The organism is Pseudomonas sp. gcc21 (assembly GCF_012844345.1).
In the GTDB taxonomy this organism is placed as follows: domain Bacteria; phylum Pseudomonadota; class Gammaproteobacteria; order Pseudomonadales; family Pseudomonadaceae; genus Halopseudomonas.
The window spans coordinates 2,435,062-2,455,936 of record NZ_CP051625.1; the positions used below are offsets into that span (position 1 = coordinate 2,435,062).

The 20,875-nt window shown below is 58.3% G+C and carries 12 protein-coding genes; 2 read left to right on the forward strand and 10 right to left on the reverse strand.

Translation table 11 applies throughout. From position 1 onward, the window contains the following. Positions 1–113: 113 nt before the first annotated feature. The 10 genes from HG264_RS11245 to HG264_RS11290 form a co-directional block, all read right to left on the reverse strand. Entirely contained in the window at positions 114–1,532 is a 1,419-nt protein-coding gene (locus HG264_RS11245; RefSeq protein ID WP_169407738.1) for an FAD-dependent oxidoreductase, read from the reverse strand. 93 nt (positions 1,533–1,625) lie between these two features. Next, positions 1,626–6,074 carry a glutamate synthase large subunit gene (gene gltB / locus HG264_RS11250; RefSeq protein WP_169407739.1) on the reverse strand — a complete coding sequence of 1,483 codons (4,449 nt, stop codon included), beginning with the start codon at positions 6,072–6,074 and terminating at the stop codon, positions 1,626–1,628. Positions 6,075–6,533: 459 nt separating this feature from the next. Continuing rightward, positions 6,534–8,012: an AAA family ATPase gene (locus HG264_RS11255; protein ID WP_169407740.1), complete on the reverse strand. Its 1,479-nt coding sequence runs from the start codon at positions 8,010–8,012 to the stop codon at positions 6,534–6,536. Next, positions 8,009–9,100, reverse strand: a complete 1,092-nt coding sequence (gene aroB, locus HG264_RS11260) for a 3-dehydroquinate synthase (protein WP_169407741.1) — start codon at positions 9,098–9,100, stop codon at positions 8,009–8,011. Before aroB ends, HG264_RS11255 begins: the two co-directional genes overlap by 4 nt. A 143-nt stretch (positions 9,101–9,243) precedes the next feature. After that, positions 9,244–9,750: a shikimate kinase AroK gene (gene aroK, locus HG264_RS11265; RefSeq protein ID WP_169407742.1), complete on the reverse strand. Its 507-nt coding sequence runs from the start codon at positions 9,748–9,750 to the stop codon at positions 9,244–9,246. Then, positions 9,750–11,918: a type IV pilus secretin PilQ gene (gene pilQ, locus HG264_RS11270; RefSeq protein ID WP_169409106.1), complete on the reverse strand. Its 2,169-nt coding sequence runs from the start codon at positions 11,916–11,918 to the stop codon at positions 9,750–9,752. The genes aroK and pilQ overlap by 1 nt, the downstream gene beginning before the upstream one ends. 57 nt (positions 11,919–11,975) lie before the next feature. Then, positions 11,976–12,500 (reverse strand): pilus assembly protein PilP, encoded by a 525-nt coding sequence (locus HG264_RS11275; RefSeq protein WP_169409107.1) that lies wholly within the window; start codon positions 12,498–12,500, stop codon positions 11,976–11,978. Between the two features lie 5 nt (positions 12,501–12,505). Further along, positions 12,506–13,126 carry a type 4a pilus biogenesis protein PilO gene (locus HG264_RS11280; RefSeq protein WP_169407743.1) on the reverse strand — a complete coding sequence of 207 codons (621 nt, stop codon included), beginning with the start codon at positions 13,124–13,126 and terminating at the stop codon, positions 12,506–12,508. Then, on the reverse strand, positions 13,123–13,701 hold the full coding sequence (locus tag HG264_RS11285) for a PilN domain-containing protein (RefSeq protein ID WP_169407744.1): 579 nt from the start codon (positions 13,699–13,701) through the stop codon (positions 13,123–13,125). The genes HG264_RS11280 and HG264_RS11285 overlap by 4 nt, the downstream gene beginning before the upstream one ends. Next, on the reverse strand, positions 13,701–14,765 hold the full coding sequence (locus HG264_RS11290; RefSeq protein WP_169407745.1) for a pilus assembly protein PilM: 1,065 nt from the start codon (positions 14,763–14,765) through the stop codon (positions 13,701–13,703). Before HG264_RS11290 ends, HG264_RS11285 begins: the two co-directional genes overlap by 1 nt. Before the next feature lie 185 nt (positions 14,766–14,950). On the opposite strand from HG264_RS11290, the gene HG264_RS11295 reads away from it, so the two are divergent. Both HG264_RS11295 and HG264_RS11300 read left to right on the forward strand, forming a co-directional pair. Next, positions 14,951–17,350: a penicillin-binding protein 1A gene (locus tag HG264_RS11295; RefSeq protein ID WP_169407746.1), complete on the forward strand. Its 2,400-nt coding sequence runs from the start codon at positions 14,951–14,953 to the stop codon at positions 17,348–17,350. A gap of 216 nt (positions 17,351–17,566) precedes the next feature. Beyond that, on the forward strand, positions 17,567–20,857 hold the full coding sequence (locus tag HG264_RS11300; RefSeq protein ID WP_169407747.1) for a carboxyl transferase domain-containing protein: 3,291 nt from the start codon (positions 17,567–17,569) through the stop codon (positions 20,855–20,857). Positions 20,858–20,875: the final 18 nt, after the last annotated feature.

The following is a 20,875-nucleotide window of genomic DNA, read 5'->3' on the forward strand; positions in this document are numbered from 1 at the left end:
ATCAGCGGCCATTGTACCGATAAAACGCGAGGAAGATCAGAGCCCGCCTGACGCACGCGGGGAAAGCTCATTGCAGAGAGAAGAAAGGCGCCCGCAGGCGCCCTTCCATGTGCTTACAAGTCCAGATATTCGAGGATACCTTCAGCTGCCTGACGCCCTTCCCACACGGCGGTTACAACCAGATCGGAACCACGCACCATATCCCCACCAGCAAATACCTTGGGATTGCTGGTCTGGAACTTGTAGCGCGCCATCTCCGGTGCAGTGACCCGACCCTGGCCGTCAGTCTCGATCTGGAAATCGCTGAACCAGGACGCGGGGCTAGGACGGAATCCGAAGGCGATGACGACGGCATCGGCCGGCAATACTTCCTCGGAACCGGGGATCGGTTCGGGGCTGCGACGCCCGCGGGCGTCGGGCTCGCCGAGGCGCGTTTCAACCACTTTGACGCCTTCGACGCGGTCTTCGCCGACGATGGCAATCGGCTGGCGATTGAACAGGAATTTTACTCCTTCGTCCCGGGCGTTTTTCACTTCCTTGCGCGACCCGGGCATATTTTCTTCGTCTCGACGGTAGGCGCAATGCACCGACTTGGCGCCCTGACGAATAGAGGTCCGGTTGCAATCCATTGCCGTATCGCCGCCTCCTAGAACCACGACCCTCTTCCCTTTCATGTCGATGTAGTCTTCAGCGGATTTCTCGAAGCCGAGGTTGCGATTGACGTTCGCCACCAGAAAATCAAGCGCGTCATAGACGCCCGGCAGATCCTCGCCCGGGAAGCCGCCCTTCATATAGGTATAGGTGCCCATCCCCATGAATACGGCATCATATTCGGCCAGCAAATCCTGCATGGCCACATCCTTGCCAATCTCGGTGTTCAGGCGAAATTCGATACCCATACCGCCGAACACCTCCCGGCGACGGGACAGCACGGTTTTCTCCAGCTTGAACTCGGGAATTCCGAAGGTCAGCAGGCCACCGATTTCCGGGTTGCGGTCAAACACCACCGGCGTCACGCCGGCGCGGGCCAGCACATCGGCACAGCCCAGTCCGGCCGGGCCAGCGCCGATAATCGCGACACGCTTACCGCTGGGCACTACCTGCGACATATCCGGACGCCAGCCCATGGCAAAGGCGGTATCGGCGATGTACTTCTCCACCGAACCGATAGTCACCGCACCGAAGCCGTCGTTGAGGGTGCAAGCACCCTCACACAAGCGGTCCTGAGGGCAGACGCGGCCGCATACTTCCGGAAGCGTGTTGGTCTTGTGGACCATCTCCGCTGCCTCAAGAATGTTGCCTTCGGACACCAGCTTCAGCCAGTTTGGAATGTAGTTATGGACCGGGCACTTCCATTCGCAGTAGGGGTTTCCGCACTCGAGACAGCGGTGCGACTGATCTGAGGCCTCCTCCGGCTTGAACTGCTCGTTGATCTCTACGAACTGCGTCTTGCGCGCACGCAGTGGGCGCTTCTTGGGATCCTTGCGGCCTACATCTATAAATTGAAAATCGTTATTCAAACGGTCAGCCATATCAAATTACCTCGCAGCCGCGCTGCTGAATTCTCTGTAACGAATGCGCTGAGTTGCCTGCGCATTCGCCGGGGCAGTTGGGTTCACTGACAGTTACTGGGGGTTAGCCAGAGTGGTCGTCAGCAGGGCGCGCAAATTCGCAGCCTTCGGCTTGACCAGCCAGAAACGACGAATGTAGTTATCAAGGTCATCCAGCACTTCTGCGCCCCAGGCGCTGCCTGTCTCCTCTACATATTCCGTCAGTACCTGGGTCAAATGGCTGCGATACGCCTCCATCGATTCGTTGGTGACACGGCGCAGCTCCACCAGCTCGTGGTTCAGCCTGTCGAAGAAGCTGTTGTCCATGTCCAGCACATAGGCCAGACCACCGGTCATGCCCGCCCCGAAGTTGTAGCCCGTCTTGCCCAGCACGCAGATCATGCCACCCGTCATGTATTCGCAGCAGTGATCACCAGCGCCTTCGATGACCGCATGGCTGCCCGAGTTACGCACAGCGAAACGCTCTCCGGCCACGCCCGCAGCGAACAGCTTGCCGCCGGTAGCCCCATACAAACAGGTATTGCCGATGATCGAGGTCTGCTCGGAGCGGAACGGACTGCCCGCAGGCGGCACTATCACCAGCTTGCCGCCGGTCATTCCTTTGCCGACATAATCGTTCGCGTCGCCCTGCAGGTACATGTGCAGACCGCCGGTATTCCAGACGCCAAAGCTCTGCCCGGCGGTGCCCTTGAAGCGGAATATCACCGGCGAGCTGGTCATGCCCTGGTTGCCATGCACCTTGGCTATCTCGCCGGATACCCGGGCGCCGATCGAGCGATCACAGTTGGTCAGCGTCATCTCGAATTCGCCGCCGGTCGCACCGTCGATGGCCGTGCGGGCCAACTCGACCATTTTTTCAGCAGTCAGGCCTTTGTCGAACGGCAGGTTACGCGGCGACTCGCAATACTGCGGCTTATCCGCGGGAACATGCTCGCTGAACAGGAGCGGCTTCAAGTCCAGATTCTGCTGCTTGCCGGTTGTGCCCGGGAGGATTTCCAGCAGATCGGTGCGGCCGATCAATTCCTGCAATGAACTGACGCCCAGCTTGGCCAACCATTCACGCGTCTCGGTAGCGACATAGGTGAAATAGTTCATCACCATTTCCACGGTACCGATGTAATGGTTGTCCCGCAGATGACGGTTTTGGGTGGCAACACCGGTCGCGCAGTTGTTCAGGTGACAGATCCGCAGATATTTACAACCCAGCGCAATCATCGGACCGGTACCAAAGCCGAAGCTTTCAGCACCGAGGATGGCGGCCTTGATCACATCCAGGCCGGTCTTCAGACCACCATCAGTCTGCACCCGCACCTTGCCGCGCAGATCGTTGCCACGCAGCGTCTGGTGCGCTTCCGACAGACCCAACTCCCAGGGCGAGCCCGCATACCGAATGGAGGTCAGCGGCGAGGCGCCGGTGCCGCCGTCGTAACCGGAGATGGTAATCAGATCGGCGTAGGCCTTGGCCACCCCGGCAGCAATGGTCCCCACGCCGGGCTCTGATACCAGCTTGACCGATACCAGCGCAGCCGGATTGACCTGTTTGAGGTCGAAGATCAGCTGGGCCAGATCCTCGATCGAATAGATATCATGATGCGGCGGCGGCGAAATCAGGGTCACACCGGGTACCGCGTACCGCAGACGTGCGATCAATTCGTTAACCTTGCCGCCCGGCAGCTGACCGCCCTCACCGGGCTTGGCTCCCTGGGCAACCTTGATCTGCAATACATCCGCATTAACCAGATACTCAGCCGTCACGCCAAAACGTCCGGAGGCGATCTGCTTGATCTTGGAGCTGCGCTCGGTGCCATAGCGCGCCGGATCTTCGCCGCCCTCACCGGAGTTGGACCGCGCACCGAGCCGGTTCATCGCCTCGGCGATCGCTTCGTGTGCCTCGGGCGACAATGCACCCAGGGATATACCCGCCGAATCGAAGCGTTTCAGAACACTTTCGATGGGTTCGACGCTATCCAACGGGATTGACGTCTGATCCTCCCGCAGCTTCAACAGATCACGCAGTGCCGCTACCGGGCGCTGGTTTACCAGCGCCGCATATTCCAGGTACTTGTCGTAACTGTCGCCCTGGACGGCATCCTGAAGCGCGCGCACAACGTCAGGGTTGTATGCATGATACTCGCCGCCAAATACGAACTTGAGCAATCCGCCTTGCTGAATCGCCTTGCGCGGATTCCAGGCTTCCTTCGCCAGCAGCGCCTGTTCGAGCTGTATGTCTTCAAACCGCGCGCCCTGGATACGGCTGGCTACGCCCTTGAAACACAGATCAACCACCTCGTCCGCCAGGCCCACCGCCTCGAATAACTGCGCGCCGCGATAGGAGGCCACGGTGGAGATGCCCATCTTCGACAGGATCTTCATCAAGCCTTTGGAAATGCCCTTGCGGTAGTTCTTGAACAGCTCGTACAAATCACCGATCACTTCGCCGGTGCGGATCAGATCGCCCAGCACTTCGTACGCGAGGTAGGGATAGATCGCGCTCGCGCCGAAGCCGACCAGCACGGCGTAATGGTGCGGGTCGCGGACAGTGGCGGTTTCTACCAGAATATTGCAATCGCAACGCAGGCCCTGGGCGATCAGGTGATGATGCACGGCACCAACGGCCAGCGACGCGTGAACCGGCAGCATACCCTGGCTGATATTCCGGTCACTGAGGACCAACAGCGTCTTGCCTTCACGCACAGCCGCTTCAGCCTGGGACACAATACGCTTGACGGCGTCACCCAGCGGCAGATCGGCAGGTGCGTTGAGATCGATAGTGATCCGATCGAACCCGGGGCGATCCATGGTCATCAGGGTCCGCCACTTGGCAGGCGACATGACGGGAGTACTCAGGATTACCCGGTCGGCATGGTCGGCGGTTTCTTCGAATACGTTTCGTTCGGCGCCGAGACAGGTCTCCAACGACATAACAACAGACTCGCGCAGCGGGTCGATTGCCGGGTTGGTCACCTGGGCAAACTGCTGGCGGAAATAGTCATACACCGGGCGCACACGGCTGGAAAGCACTGCCATGGGCGTGTCATCACCCATCGAGCCGACCGCCTCCTGACCATTTTCGGCCAACGGACGTAGTACCTGATCACGTTCCTCAAAGGTCACCTGGAACATTTTCATATACTGCTTGAGCTGCTCTGGCTTCAGAAATTCTGATCCGTGGTCGCGGTCGTCCATGGTGGCCTGGACCCGCACCGCTTTTTCCTTCAACCACTTGCGGTAGGGGTGCCGTGATTTCAGACGGTCTTCGACGTCACCGGTGTGCAGTACTTCACCGGTGTGAGTGTCGACGGCGAGAATCTGACCGGGTCCGACACGGCCCTTGCTGACCACGTCCTCCGGTTGATAATCCCAAACGCCAATTTCCGAGGCGAGCGTTATGTAGCCGTTACGCGTGACGACGTAGCGCGCCGGGCGCAAGCCATTACGATCCAGCAGGCAGACGGCGTAGCGACCTTCGGTCAGAACGATCCCCGCCGGACCGTCCCATGCTTCCATGTGCATGGAGTTGAACTCGTAGAAGGCGCGCAGGTCGGCGTCCATGGTTTCAACGTTCTGCCACGCAGGCGGAACCACCATGCGAATAGCGCGGAACAGATCCATACCGCCGGTGATCAACAACTCCAGCATGTTGTCCATGCTGGAGGAGTCCGAGCCTTTGACATTGACGATCGGCGACAGGCTGCCCAGATCAGGCAACATCTCGTTGGCAAACTTGTTGCGCCGCGCCTGCGCCCAGTTGCGGTTGGCAGTGATGGTGTTGATTTCGCCATTATGCGCAATCAGCCGGAACGGCTGGGCCAACGGCCATTTGGGCAGCGTGTTGGTAGAAAACCGCTGGTGGAATACGCTGATCGCTGTTTCCATGCGGCTGTCACCCAGCTCCGGATAGAACTTGTCGAGATCGGCCGGCATCATCAGGCCTTTGTAGGAAATCACCTTGTGTGAAAGGCTGCAGACATAAAACTCGTCGTCAGCCTGCATGGCGATTTCAGCCTTGCGCCGCGCATAGAACAGACGGATGCCGAACTGCTGTTCGTCGTAGCCTTCGCCCGATATGAAGACCTGCTCGATTCGTGGCATGCAGCTTTGCGCCAACGGGCCGAGCACGCTCGGATCAACCGGCACTTCACGCCAGCCCAGCGCTTGCAAACCCTGGTCAGTGAATGCATCGGCGAAGGCTTGCTTGGCTGCCTCGGTCGCTGCCTGGCTGGCACCCATGAAAACCATACCCACGGCGTATTGTTCCGGCAGCGTAACGCCAAGCGACTCCTGGGCCACAGCACGGAGAAACCCGTCGGGTTTTTGAATGAGCAAGCCACAACCATCACCGGTCTTGCCGTCGGCATTGATACCGCCACGGTGGGTCATGCACGTCAGGGCCTCGATGGCCGTTTTCAGCAAGTGATGACTGGGTTGCCCTTCCATATGGGCAATCAAACCGAAGCCACAGTTATCCTTGAACTGGTCTGGCTGATATAGACCGGCTTTCATAGGCACACTCTCAAAATGTAATGAATTCAGACGCTTACAGAAACCGGACAGACGCGGACCGGGCTGCGCCACCTCAAAATGGGAAGGTGATTGTACACAGCACCTGGTATGCCGACAATAATTCAGTGCCGCAAAAGCGACTATAAATGTCGTAAAAAGAGAAGAATTTTGAATCGCGGGACCTCGCGATTCAGCAGCACGTTGCGACGGGCAGCAAATATCGAGTTCATATGAGCTGCCGGACCACAGTTAATAGAGCTGCAGCCCCCGTACCGAGCGCAGTTGAGTCCGGGTAAGCAGGCCGAAAGCAGCTATTCAGCCTCGGACGAGCTGGAACAACTGGGCCGAAGGCTGACGATTGGACAGGGAAACGCAGCACCATGCGGAAGCAGGTGCTGCCTTTGAATTGCCAGCCAGTCTATTCGAGATAAAAGCCCGGCGCGGCGTTACAACATCCTGCTAGGGCAAGGACTGTTGAATCCCGGCCATACTTCTCGGCCAGGGTTTAAGTTTGCGTACAGCCTCGGGCAGACCGGCGATCGCCTGCTGCGCCTGCGTGCGACCAGCGTATGCGCCTTGCGTCACGACAAACCAGGGTTTGCCCTCGTGTACTGTCTCGAAATAATACAAGTCAGACAAAGCGCTGTGACGAGTAACGAAGTCAGCGGCAGCCTGTTCCGAGCGTGTCCCCAACAACTGCAGTGCATAGCTGCCAGAAGGTTGCTGGCGGTACCAGCCCGAACTCCCGGTAGGCTCAGGTGTGTTTACCTGACTGCTTCCGGCTTGCCCACTTGCTGATTGTTCATCACCTGGCCCTCTCGGAGCGGGATCGGCACCCCCCGTTTGAGAGGCGGGCGCAATCTGCTCCGCTGAAAAGGGCTCTATCTCAACGACAGGTTCAGCTTCGGAGGGCACCAGCTCAGGTATCGTCTCAGCGGGCAGCGGTGCAGAACGGGAAGGTGGCGGTGCGATATTCAGGGGTTGGCCGCCAGAGCCAGCTGCATCCGCATCAAGCACATCAATGGTGGCGACCGGCTTGGGCAACTCCAGCACTGTGCGTTCAGGTTCAGGTTCACTGCCCCCCATCATCCACACCACCGCCACTGCAATTGACACCAGTATCAATGCGATCAATGAGCGAAGCGGAAATGCGGAACCCCTTTGCGGATGCAGCGCGGGAGGCGCGATTGCCGCCAGCATCGCCTCCCTGGCTACCAGATTGATCCGACCCGGCCAGCCTTCACTCTGCCGGTGTATCCAGTCGAGCTGATCATCGCTGAGTAGTTCAAGACCCTGCCCGGCCGCCTCGAGTCGCTGCGCCAGGTAGTCTCGCGTTTCATCAGGGCGAAACGGTTGTAACTCAACGGTATGCAACCACGCCCGTTCGGGCGGCATCTGCACGGTACGCAGCGCTGCATCAATCGAGGGCTCCGCGAACAGGAAAACCCTTGGAGCGCCCCGCATATCGATCTGACTGAGATCAGCCAGGCTTTGCAGTACCTGCGGATCCAGAAGATGCGCATCATCGATAACGATATACAGCTGGATACCTGTCTGGAACAGCTCAGCGGCTTTATCACGTACGCCGGCTTCTGTCCTGGCGGGTGCGTTGATCGCCTGCGTTATAAAGCCTAACAGCAGGTCAGCAGAGGTCAGCTCCCTGGCCGAAGCAACTACACATTGCACATGGTCCTTGTTGCTGCTGGCAACCAGAACCTGTCGAAGCAATGTTTTACCACTGCTGCGGGGGCCGGTAACCACCATGAGCTGCTGCGCGAAACGCGCCAGATGGTGCAGTTCAGCAAGCACGCTTTTGCGCCGCGCAGTGAAAAAGCGGAATCCCGGCGTGCGTGGCAGGAAAGGATCATGACTAAGCTCGTAATGGCTGAGCAGGTCGGCCTCGACAGCAGCATAGTCAGGTTTAGATTCGGCGTTCATAAGGGCTCTGATAGATACTCTGATTGCAGGGTGGCTTGCAATGCCGCCACATCAAAATCGGCAGTGACGACCGCTTCGCCCAGTTGACGCAACAGCACAAGCCGCAACTGTCCGCCGATCACTTTCTTGTCCACCGCCATCAAGCGCATGAAGTCGTCGGCTGTCATATTCTGCGGCGGCGCGACCGGAAGCCCCGCTGAGCGGATTATCGAGACCGCGCGATCGTAATCACTCTTGCTCAGCCAACCTGAGCGCCTGGACAGGTCCAGCGCCATGACCATGCCGGCGCCCACAGCCTCGCCGTGCAACCAGCTTCCGTAACCCTGATGCGCTTCAATGGCATGGCCGAATGTATGCCCCAGATTGAGGATGGCCCGCAGGCTGCCCTCCCGCTCATCAACCGCTACAACATCTGCCTTGATTGCGCAGGAGCGGGCAATGGCTTCGGTAATAGCCGACGGCTCGAGCGCCCTCAAAGCGGGCATTTCGGCTTCCAGCCAGTCCAGAAAATCCCGATCCCTGATCAGGCCGTACTTGATGATTTCGGCCAGACCGGCACTGATTTCACGCTCAGGCAGGGTATGCAGGCTGTCGGTATCAATAATGACTGCCTGAGGCTGATAAAAGGCCCCGATCATGTTTTTACCAGCGGGATGATTGATGCCGGTCTTGCCACCCACGGATGAGTCGACCTGTGACAAAAGCGTCGTCGGAATCTGAACGAAATTCACCCCGCGCTGGTAACAGGCAGCGGCGAAACCGGTCATGTCGCCGATGACCCCGCCACCCAGCGCAATAAGTGTAGTACCCCGGTCATGTCGGGCAGCAAGCAGCCCGTCGAAAATCTGCTGCAAGGTGCTCCAATTCTTGAAGGCCTCGCCAGTTGGCAGGACAACCTGTTCTACCTGATAACCCGCAAGCGACCCCAAAAGCCGAGCAAGGTAGAGCGGCGCAACCGTATCGTCAGTGACGACGCACACTTGCTTGCCCGAAACATGCGCTCTCAGCAAATCGGGCTGATCCAGCAACCCGCTGCCGATATAGATTGGATAGCTGCGGTCAGCCAGTTCAACGGTCAATTGCTGCATGAAGCCTCTCCCTTAAGTCCACGCAAGCATACCTCAGACGCACGGGGTGCGCAGGCCGGTATTGCTGGTTTTTTAGTTCGATCGAACGGCAGACAGCCCGGGAATCCGGGCTGCCAGGTCGTATTGCTCAACGCAAACGCGATTTAAGCCTTAAGTGCGCTCAAGATTGTATTGACCACAATCTTGGGGCCGCGCTGGTCCGTATCGATAGTCAGATCAGCGATCTCGCTATAGAGCGGGTCACGCCTGGCCATCAGGTCGCGCAGAACCTTTTCCGGATCAGGAGTTTGGAGCAGCGGACGCTGCCGATCTTTTGCAGTGCGTTGCAGCTGCTGTTCCACGCTGGTTCTCAGGTAGACCACCAGACCGTTGGCACCGAGCGCCTGACGGTTGGCTTCGCGCATAACCACACCACCGCCAGTGGCCAGAACGATCCCGTCTTCCTTGACCAGTTCAGCGATCATCGCCTGCTCACGCTCACGAAAACCTTCCTCCCCTTCAACGTCAAAAATCCAGGGGATATCGGCGCCTGTACGCGCTTCTATCTCCCGGTCAGAATCCTTGAAGGGGTATCCGATTTCCTTGGCGAGCAGACGCCCGATGGTGCTCTTACCAGCACCCATCGGGCCTATCAGAAAAACGTTACGCATTACTTGGCAAGGGAAATAGCTCCACTATTAATGATGCGTGGCGTGAGGAACACCAGCAGCTCGGTCTTGCTTTCCGACGTTATATCACGACGGAACGCCCTGCCCAAGATTGGCAGGTCGCCCAGGAACGGAACCTTCTGCTGACCTTTTGAAGTTTCACTGGAGAACACCCCACCGATAACGATGGTTTCTCCATCGGCTACCAGAATTTTCGCATTGACTTCATTCTTGCGAATAGTCGGCACCCCGTTCACTTCGTTGGTAAAGTCCGGCTCGTCCTTGGTCACAATCACTTCCATGATCACCTGGTTATCCGGCGTGATCTGCGGAGTCACTTCCAGCGACAGTACGGCTTCGGCAAAGGCGGTTGTGGTTGCACCGCTGGAGCTGGCTTCCTGGTATGGAATCTCCGAACCCTTGAGGATTTTCGCGGTTTCCTTATCGGACGTCACGACCTTGGGCTGAGAAATGATCTCCCCGTTACCGGTGCTTTCCATTGCCGACAGTTGCAGATCAAGCACGGCGTTGTTGGTGATAAACCCGATGCCGACACCTGAGGTCGCACCCAGTACACCCATATCTACGAACGGTGTATTGAAAGGACGCTCAGGGATGCCGATGAAGCCACCGGTGTTGCGTGAAGGAATATAATCCTCATCACCCAGCTGGCCACGCGCGTTAGGGTCTTCGACCACACCGGTCTGGCCGTCCTTGCCGAACAGATCGAAACGATTACCCATCCGCAGATTGCCACCCCAGCGCACGCCAAGCGCCTTGTCGAAACCCACGTTGGCTTCAACGATGCGCGCCTCGATCATGACCTGGCGAACCGGAATATCCAGCTGGGTAACGATGCGGCGTAGCTCATCCAGCTTGTCCTGGGTTTCCAGAGCAATGATGCTATTGGTGCGGTCATCGACTGTAATCGAGCCGCGCTGTTCGCCCTCGCCTGCGGTTACCGACGCGAACAGGTTAGCAATGTCTGCTGCGTTGGCGTAGTTAACCTGGATCAGCTCGCGACGCAGCGGAGCCAGCTCGGCGATCTGCCGCTGGGATTCCAGCTCCTGGCGTTCGCGTGCAGCGATCTCGTCGGCGGGCGCAACCAGTAGGACATTACCTACTTTACGCTTGTCCAGCCCCTTGGTTTTCAGCACCAGATCAAGCGCCTGGTCCCAAGGCACATTCTGCAATCGCAAGGTGATGCTGCCTGAGACGGTGTCACTGGCGACCAGGTTCATGTCAGTGAAATCTGCAATCAACTGCAGCACCGAACGCACTTCGATGTCCTGGAAATTAAGCGACAGCTTTTCACCTGTGTAAGCGAAATCTGCAGCACGGCGCTGTTCAACCTCGGTCTTGCTCAATGGTTTGAAGCTGACGATCAGACGGTTATCGGTCTGGTATACCAGATGCTCGTAGAATCCGTTCGGCTCGATATTGATGGTTGTATCGTTACCGCTAGTGCTGGCGTTGACGAAATTGACCGGCGTTGCGAAATCCTTGACGTCCAACCGTACGCGCAGCTCATCAGGCAGACGCGTGCCAGGGAAGGTCAACCGTACACGGCCGCCCTGTTCCTGCACGTCGACTCGTACGGACGGATCGGACAAGTCGACGATAACGTTACCCTCGCCCTGTTCACCGCGCTGGAAATCCAGCCCACGAATGGCTTTGCCCGAAGCGGCCGCTGGTGATTTTGCTGCCACGGCCGGTTCGTCGGCAGCACGCCAACTGGCGGTTGTCGAGGCGCTGGGCGCCGCAGCTTTCGCCGGAGCGTTATAGCCCGGCGCCTGATCGGCGCCGACCATGACAAACAGATTGTTGCCTTCGACCCGTGTGGCGTAAGGCGCAAGATCGGTAAGATTGATGATCAGGCGAGTCCGGTCACCGGCTTCAACCACGGTCACGCTACGCGCATTTCCGAGGCCGAGATCGCGGCTGCGCTCGCCCAGCTTGTTCTTCACGCCAGGCAAATCCAGAGCGATACGGGCAGGCTGCTCAATGGTATAGCCTTTCGGTGCGGCAACGGGTTCGTCAAAACTGAGTTTGAGTTCGACGCGTTCACCCGGCAGCGAGGCGACGTCCAGTGTCTGAAGGTCGGCCGCGATGGCCAACGGGTTCAACAGCGCCAGGGCTGCTGCAAGCGATAACTTCCTGGTTAGAGGCATTTGGTTGCGTTCCACGCGTGACTGTTTGCAGTTCATGATTATCTCTCCCTGGTTGTCCTAACCGCGCTCAGGCAAGCTGAGGGTACGCGGACGCTCCAACCATCCCCCTTCGCCGTCAGGCACTATCTCGACCACATCGAGACGACCTTCCTCGATGCTGACGATACGGCCGTGGTTACGGCCCAAGTAGTCGCCAATCTTCACCCGGTGCACGCTACCGGCGCCTTGTATAAGCGCCTGCATACCGCCCTGATTACTAAGTGTGCCGACCATTTCGAACCCTTCGATATTGAAGCCTTCGAGAAACTGCCGAGTTCTGTCTTCGTCCGGCTTGATGTCCTGCGAACCGCGCTGACGCTGGGTCAGGTCAATCCGGATAGGCGGCTGAAAGGGGCTGCGCAACGACGTCGCGCTGTAGACGAAGGCTTCATAAGGACTGAAACGTGGCAGCGGCTCGATAGTGCCGGCCGGACGGGCCCTGGTTTCTTCCATGAAAACCTGCAAATCATTGAAGTCATCGCCGCCACAGCCGGTCAATACGGCCGATGCCACAATGGCGAGCCCGGCCAAACGCTTGTGCATGCTCATCATTGCGCTCCTGCTTCGTTGTAGCGATAGGTCTTGGCCAGAATGCTCATCTTGAGCAGATCCGGGTTACCCTCGCTGACGGGCGCAATGGTGAAATCGTGCAGCGTTACGATGCGTGGCAACCCTGCCACGCTACTGACGAAGGTGCCGATGTCATGGTAGTTGCCTTGAACCTGGATGCTGATTGGCAACTCGGCATAGAACTGCTTGGCGGCTTCAGGTTGCAAGGTAATCGACTCGAACTCCAGCCCGCTGTTCAGGCCCATCTGAGTGATATCTTCAAGCAACCCGGGTACTTCGGTGTCACTCGGCAACTGTTTGAGCAGCGTACCGAAACGCTCCTCGATTTCTGCCAATTGCTCCTTGTACGCATCCAGATTCGCCGCACGGAACGACTTGTCGGCAAACTCCTTGCGCAAGCTCTCCTCCTTGGCCTGGCTGCTCTGCAGGCTGGCCTGCAGATCCTTAAGGTGAAAGTGGTAGCCGAGGAACGCCAGGATCACGAAGACCAATACTGCTACGATCACCTTCAGTGCGCCCGGCCAGGCTCCTATATTGTTGAAATCAAGATCGTTAACGTCGATCTTTTTCAAACTTTCCATGGATTGAGCGAAAGTCATGGCTGCTGTTCTCCCTCAGCGGCACGCGTCTGTGGTTCCGTCTGACGCACTGACAGTTCAAAAACGTTGGCCTGATCCAGAGCCCCCTGAGTCACCGCACGCACGGCTGTCAGGTTTGGTGAGGTCAGCCATTCCGAGGCGTCCATCTGGCGCATCAGGTTGGAAACCCGGCTATTGGATTCGGCACCGCCCTTGATATTGATGGTCGACTCTTTCATGTCGACTGATGTGAAATACACGCCGTCAGGCAAGGTACGCGCCATTTCATCGAATACGCGAACGATGATGGGGCGGTTGCCCTGAAGGTCCTGGATGATTTTCATCCGGTCCAGCAGCTGGGTACGGCGAGATTGTAGCTCTTCGATCTCCTTGATACGGGTTTCGAGCACCCGAATCTCTTTGGAAATGAACTCGTTACGGGCGTTCTGATGATCGATTTTGCCGTTCAGATGCCGATCGGCCAGGAACACCAGAGCGCCGGTAAAGACCAGAATCAGAGCCAGAATGGTCAGAAATTCCTTCTTCCGCTCTTCCCTGAGCTGCTCGCGCCAAGGCAGTAGATTGATGCGCGCCATTAGTCGAAACTCCTCATTGCCAGACCGCAGGCAATCATCAATGCCGGCGCGTCATTACTGAGCGCAACCGCATTTACCTTGTTGGAAAGGGTCATGTTTGCAAAGGGGTTGGCCACCAGCGTCGTGGTCCCGAGCTTCTGCTGGATCAATTGATCGAGCCCGGGAATCGACGATGTGCCACCTGCAAGGAGGATGTAGTCGACGTCGTTGTACTGATTGCCCGCGAAGAAAAACTGCAGCGAGCGCGACACTTGCTGGACCACAGCATCCTTGAAAGGCCCCAGCACCTCTGTTTCATAATCGTCCGGTAGACCGCCCTGCTTCTTGGCCAACCCTGCCTCTTCCTGCGAAAGACCGTAGCGACGCTGAATCTCTTCAGTCAACTGCTTGCCCCCGAATAACTGCTCGCGGGTGTAGATAGTCCGGCCCTGGCTAAGCACACTGAGCGTCATCATCGTCGCGCCGATATCCACGACGGCAATGGTCAGATCATGCTGGCCGCTGTCCAACTGGTCGGTAACCAGGCTACAGGCGCGCTCCATGGCGTAGGCTTCAACTTCAACGACTTTGACGTCGATGCCAGCCAATGCGAGAGCCGCTTCACGAATGTCGACATTTTCCCGGCGGCAGGCCGCCAGCAATACTTCGACTCGCTCAGGATTTCGGGGGGAAATTCCCTGGACTTCGAAATCGATCGCAACTTCGTCCAGGGGATAAGGGATATATTGGTCAGCCTCAAGCTTGATCTGTTCTTCAAGCTCATCATCATCGAAACCGGCATCCATTTCGATGATCTTGGTGATCACCGCTGAGCCCGCTACGGCGACGGCTGCCTGTTTCACCGAGGTACGGGATCGCGCCAGGACTTTTTCCAGGGCCTGGCCGACGCCTTCGAGCTCGACAATGTTTTTCTCGACCACCGCGCTCGGTGGGAGAGGTTCGACCGCGTAGGCCTCGACCTTATAGCGGTTCCCGGAGCGACTGAGTTCTAGCAGCTTCACAGTCGTGGAGCTGATATCGATACCCAGAAGCGTATTCGATTTCTTTTTTATGAGCCCTAGCACAGCCAATTCCCTATCAGCATCCGCCACTTACGGACGGTTTATGTTTTCCTACATTAAATAGCAGAGAACACACAAGCGCAAATGGCTAAATTCGAAACAAAACGCTTATAATGCACGCTGCTAACCGCATCTCACCAAGCTAACCGCTAACCTTTTCATAAATCAGGGAACACCTTCCTATCCCTATGCGCTTCATAAAAATCGTTTTCTGGTCTTTGCTTGCCTTGGTGAGCGCCCCCCTCCTGGGCATAACCGGCATGGCACTTTATCTTAGCCCCGCTTTGCCGGATGTTGAAACACTTCGTGACGTTCAATTGCAAACGCCGTTGCGGATATATAGCACAGATCACAAATTGATTGCTGAATTTGGAGAAATGCGTCGATTCCCAATCAGTTTCGACCAGATCCCACAGAACTTTATACTGGCCATGCTGGCCGCCGAGGACGATAACTTCCTCAACCATCACGGGGTTGACCCGGCCGGCCTGCTGCGCGCCGCTGGAGAACTTGCCCGCACGGGTGAGATTCAGACGGGCGGTAGCACCATTACCATGCAGGTGGCAAAAAACTACTTCCTGTCGAGCGAGCGGGTATTCTCACGCAAACTCAACGAAATCTTTCTGGCGTTGCAGATCGAGCGAAGCCTGAGCAAGGAAGAGATTTTCGAGCTATACGTCAACAAGATCTATCTGGGTAACCGTGCCTACGGTATCGAAGCCGCCGCCCACATTTATTATGGCAAACCCATCGCCGAGCTACCCTTGGCGGATATGGCAATGATTGCCGGCTTGCCCAAGGCGCCGTCTCGTTACAACCCAATCGCCGATCCAGAGCGCGCGCTTGCCCGCCGCAACTGGATTCTCCAACGCATGCTGGGTCTTGGGTATATCGACCAGGCTGCTTATGAGAAAGCGCTCGCGACGCCTAACAATGCGAAGAACCACGGCGCTAACCCCGAACTGGATGCCCCGTACGTTGCTGAAATGGCCCGTCTCGAGATGATCCAGCGCTACGGTGATGCTGCGTATACCGACGGGTTTCATGTTTTCACCACGATTGACAGCCAGTTGCAGGAGCTCGCCGACCAGGCGCTCCGCGACGGCCTTCAGGAATACGACAGGCGTCACGGCTATCGTGGACCAGTAGCTCGCCATTCGGACGTCGATCCTCAACAGTGGCCTGCTTTGCTGGCAAAATACTCAGACATTGGCGGCCTGGCGCCTGCGCTGGTCACCGAGGTCGCGCCTGAGCATGCCCGGATCCAATTTCGCAACGGTGATCAGGGCCGCATCGAATGGGACGACATGCGCTGGGCGCGGCCCTACCTGAATATCAACAGTCTGGGGCCGGTGCCCAAGCAACCCAGCGATGTACTCGCAGCCGGCGATATCATCCGGGTTCGCACGACCGATACCGAGGGCCAATACCGCCTGGCACAGATCCCACAGGCGCAAAGCGCACTGGTCGCGCTGGACCCACAGGACGGCAGCCTGAAAGCTCTGACCGGCGGTTTTTCCTTCGCTCAGAGCAAATATAACCGCGCCACCCAGGCACGCCGCCAACCGGGCTCCAGCTTCAAACCCTTTCTATATAGTGCTGCGCTCGATCACGGCTATACCCCAGCCAGCATGGTCAATGACGCACCTATTGTTTTCTCTGATCAATACATGGATACCGATTGGCGGCCGCGCAATTCAGGGGGCGATTTTCTGGGTCCGATCCGGCTCCGGGAAGCGCTGTACCGTTCGCGTAACCTGGTGTCTGTCAGGCTGATGCAGGATCTTGGCGTCGATAACGCTTTGACCTACATGGAACGTTTCGGATTTGCCCGCGAGGAGCTGCCGCGCAACCTTTCTGCCTCCCTTGGTACGCCGGAGTTAACGCCGCTACAAATAGCGCAGGGCTACACCGTCATAGCCAATGGTGGCTACGCGGTTAAACCCTATCTGATCCAGGAGATTCAGGACCGCCATCGCGAAACCATACACATTGCCCAGCCTGCGATGACGCCGCAGCGCCTCGCAGAGCGACATGATGCCATCGACAGTTATCGGAGCAATGCTGACCCGGACGAAGCTAAACAGGTATTACTGGCCGAACAGGTCATAGACCCCCGCACCACCTACCAGCTGACCAGCATGCTCAAGGACGTGATCAACCGCGGAACGGCAGTGAGAGCAAAGGCGCTGGAGCGCAGCGACCTGGCAGGCAAAACAGGCACCACCAACGACCAGAAGGATGGCTGGTTCTCGGGCTATAACGCCGATCTGGTCGCCACCGTCTGGGTTGGCTTCGACCAGCCAGCGCCGCTTGGTCGACGCGAGTATGGCGGTACCACGGCGTTGCCGATATGGATGAGGTTCATGGATGCTGCGCTGGATGGCGAACCAGAGAACAGCCAGCCGATGCCTGATGGCCTGCTCACCATGCGCATCGATCCGAACACCGGCCGCAGCGCGCGGCCCGGCAGTAACGACAGCATTCTGGAAATATTCAAGGAAGAGGACGCCCCGCCCTCCTTTGGCGAACTGGACGACAACGGCTACCGCGACGACGGCGCTGTCACCCCGCTTGAGCTATTCTGACGCGCTATAAGCTGGAGCACTGTCAGCATATTCGAGGCAGAAACGGTCGCTGCTTTTTACGGGTCTCTGACTCTAAGCTGCGAGCTGCCTGACAATAACAAAGGGGCCGCGCCCGGCTTCAGGTTCGTTATTCAACGCAGCGAACCTGTAATCGCTTGAAACCGCTCAGGGTTCCTCCGAGCGGTTCGATCGCCTGGCCACCCGCCGAGGACGAATATGAAGCCTTTCAAGAGCATGCTGATCGCCAACCGTGGCGAAATTGCGGTGCGTTTGGCCCGCGCCGCCGCCGAACTCGAAATCCGCAGCGTTGCGGTATTTTCTGAAGACGATTCCCTGTCGCTTCACGTACGCAAGGCAGATATTGCCGTCCCCTTGCGCGGACGCGGCGTTACCGCCTACCTGGACAGCGCTCAGCTGATTGCCATCGCCCTGGAACAGGGCTGCGACGCGGTTCACCCGGGTTACGGTTTCCTCAGCGAGAACGCCGACTTCGCCAGGCAATGCACTGCCGCCGGGTTAACCTTTATCGGCCCCGATGCCAAGGTACTCGACGTGTTTGGCGACAAGGCCAGCGCCCGCCGACTCGCCGCCGAACACGATATCCCTCTGGCTCAAGGCACCAACAAACCGACCAGTCTGGACGAAGCCCGCGCCTTCATGGCATCGCTGGGTGCTGGCATACCCGTCATGCTGAAAGCGCTGGCTGGCGGGGGCGGCCGTGGCATGCGCGCTGTCCGGAATGCGCCCGGACTGGAAGCAGCCTTCGCCCGCTGCAGCTCTGAAGCCGAGGCAGCTTTTGGCAATCCCGACCTGTATATCGAGAGACTGATCCTCCGGGCCCGCCACATTGAAGTCCAGATTGTCGGCGACGGCTCGGCAGTGGCGCATCTCTGGGAACGCGATTGCACCTTGCAGCGGCGCAACCAGAAACTCCTCGAAATCGCTCCCGCGCCCAATCTTGATCCTGAGCTGCGCCAGCGCCTGCTCGATGCTGCGCTGAAGCTCACCGCGGCAGTCGGCTACCGCGGCCTGTGCACAGTGGAGTTTCTGCTCGATCAGGACACCGGCGATTTCATCTTCATGGAAGCCAACCCGCGGATTCAGGTCGAGCACACCGTTACGGAAGCGGTGACGGGCATTGATCTGGCCCAGCTGCAAATTCAGCTCGCTGCGGGGGCGAGTTTGTCGGAACTGGACATACAACAGCCTCAAATACCTGCGCCGCGAGGCTATGCCATACAGCTGCGCATCAATCTGGAAAGCATGCAGAGCGATGGCAGCGCGCGTCCCGCCGGCGGTACGTTAACCGCTTATGACCCACCCAGCGGGCCCGGTGTGCGTGTCGATGGGTGCGGTTATACCGGCTATACGAGCCATCCCGGTTTTGATTCGCTGTTGGCAAAACTGATCGTGCATGCGCCGGCTGATTTCCCGGCCGTGCTGCGCAGGGCCTATCGCACCCTGTGCGAGTTCCGACTGGAAGGCGCACCCAGCAACCAACCGTTTCTGCAAAACCTGCTACGGCATCCCGGGTTGGTGGATTATCAGGTCAGCACCGGTTTTATCGAAGCCCATGCATCTGAATTGCTGCAACCCACCCGCGAAGCGCATCCACAGTTCTACTTCGAACAGCACGCTGCCGAGCAAAACGCTCCGGCCAGCCGCACCACCGCCGTGCCGCACGGATGCGTTTCATTGGATGCTCCGGTACAGGGCGTTCTCGTCAGCCTTGACGTCAACACCGGCGACGCTGTGACCGCCGGACAGCAGGTCGCGATTATCGAAGCCATGAAGATGGAGTTCGAGGTCAAGGCGACTCAGAGCGGCATAGTCCGTGGACGGGCGGCAGCCCCCGGCGACAATTTGTTTGAATCCAGTCCGCTGCTGTTCATTGAGCCAGCGGACATCCAGAACAACGCCCTCCAGAGCGAAGAACAACTGGATCTGGCGCACATACGGGCTGATCTCGACGAGGTGCTGCAGCGCCGCGGGCAGCTCACCGATGAACAGCGACCCGACGCCGTAGCCAAACGCCGCAAGACTGGCCAGCGTACTGCCCGCGAGAATCTTGCTGAGTTGCTCGACGAAGGCAGCTTCATGGAATACGGCGGCTTCGCTCTCGCTGCGCAACGCACGCGACGCAGTCATGAAGAACTGTTGAAGATGAGCCCTGCTGACGGCCTGATCGCCGGCATCGGTACGGTAAACGCGGAGCTGTTTGGTAACGAGACAGCGCGCTGCATGGCCATGAGTTACGACTACACGGTCTTTGCCGGCACCCAGGGCGTAATGAATCACAAGAAGACTGACCGCATGCTCGAACTGGCTGAGCAGTGGCGCCTTCCACTGGTATTTTTCACCGAGGGCGGCGGCGGACGGCCGGGTGATATCGACAAGGTGGGTGTGGCCGGGCTGGATTGTACAACCTTCATGCGTATGGCGCGGCTGAGCGGGCAGGTTCCTTTGGTGGGCGTAGTCTCCGGACGCTGTTTCGCCGGCAATGCGGCACTGCTCGGGTGTTGCGATGTGATCATTGCGACCGAGAATGCCAGCATCGGGATGGCCGGTCCGGCGATGATCGAAGGCGGCGGGCTCGGGCGTTTCACGCCGGAGCAAGTCGGGCCAACCGGTATTCAGGCACCCAACGGGGTGATTGATGTGCTGGTCAAGGATGAGGCGGAAGCGACTCGGGTCGCCAAACAGTATCTGTCCTATTTCCAGGGTGATCTGCCAAGTGGAGACTGCACTGATCAACGCCGGTTGCGGCACCTGATTCCGGAGAACCGTCTTCGCGCCTACGATATCCGTGAGGTAATCGAGACGCTGGCCGATGACGGATCGGTGCTGGAGCTGCGCCGCCAGTTTGCGCCGGGCCTGATCACGGCACTGCTTCGTATCGACGGCAAGGCCTTTGGCTTGATGGCGAACAACCCTATGCATCTTGGCGGAGCGATTGACGCGGTTGCAGGTGACAAGGCCGCGCGCTTCATGCAGCTGTGTCAGGCGCACGGACTGCCGCTGGTATCCCTGTGCGATACGCCCGGTTTCATGGTCGGGCCGGAGTCTGAGCAACAGGCCACGGTGCGGCATGTTTCGCGCATGTTTGTGACGGCTGCGAGCCTGACGGTGCCCTTCTTTACCATCGTGCTGCGCAAGGGTTACGGGCTCGGTGCGCAGGCAATGGCGGCCGGCAGCTTTCATGCACCGATGTTTACCATTGGTTGGCCGAGCAGCGAGTTCGGTGCGATGGGTCTGGAAGGTGCCGTGCGGCTCGGTTACGCCAAGGAGTTGGCGGCGGTAGACGATGAGCAGGATCGTCAGGCCTTGTTCGATAAGCTGGTTAGCGAGCTCTATACACGCGGCAAGGGCATCAGCATGGCGAGCTTCCTTGAGATCGATGCGGTGATTGATCCGCTGGAAACGCGCGATTGGTTGTTGCGCGGGCTGAGTTCGGCGCCGCCCGAGTCGCGGCAGCGTGGGACCCGGCCTTTTGTGGATACCTGGTAGGCGATGTTGTTCGAGCCG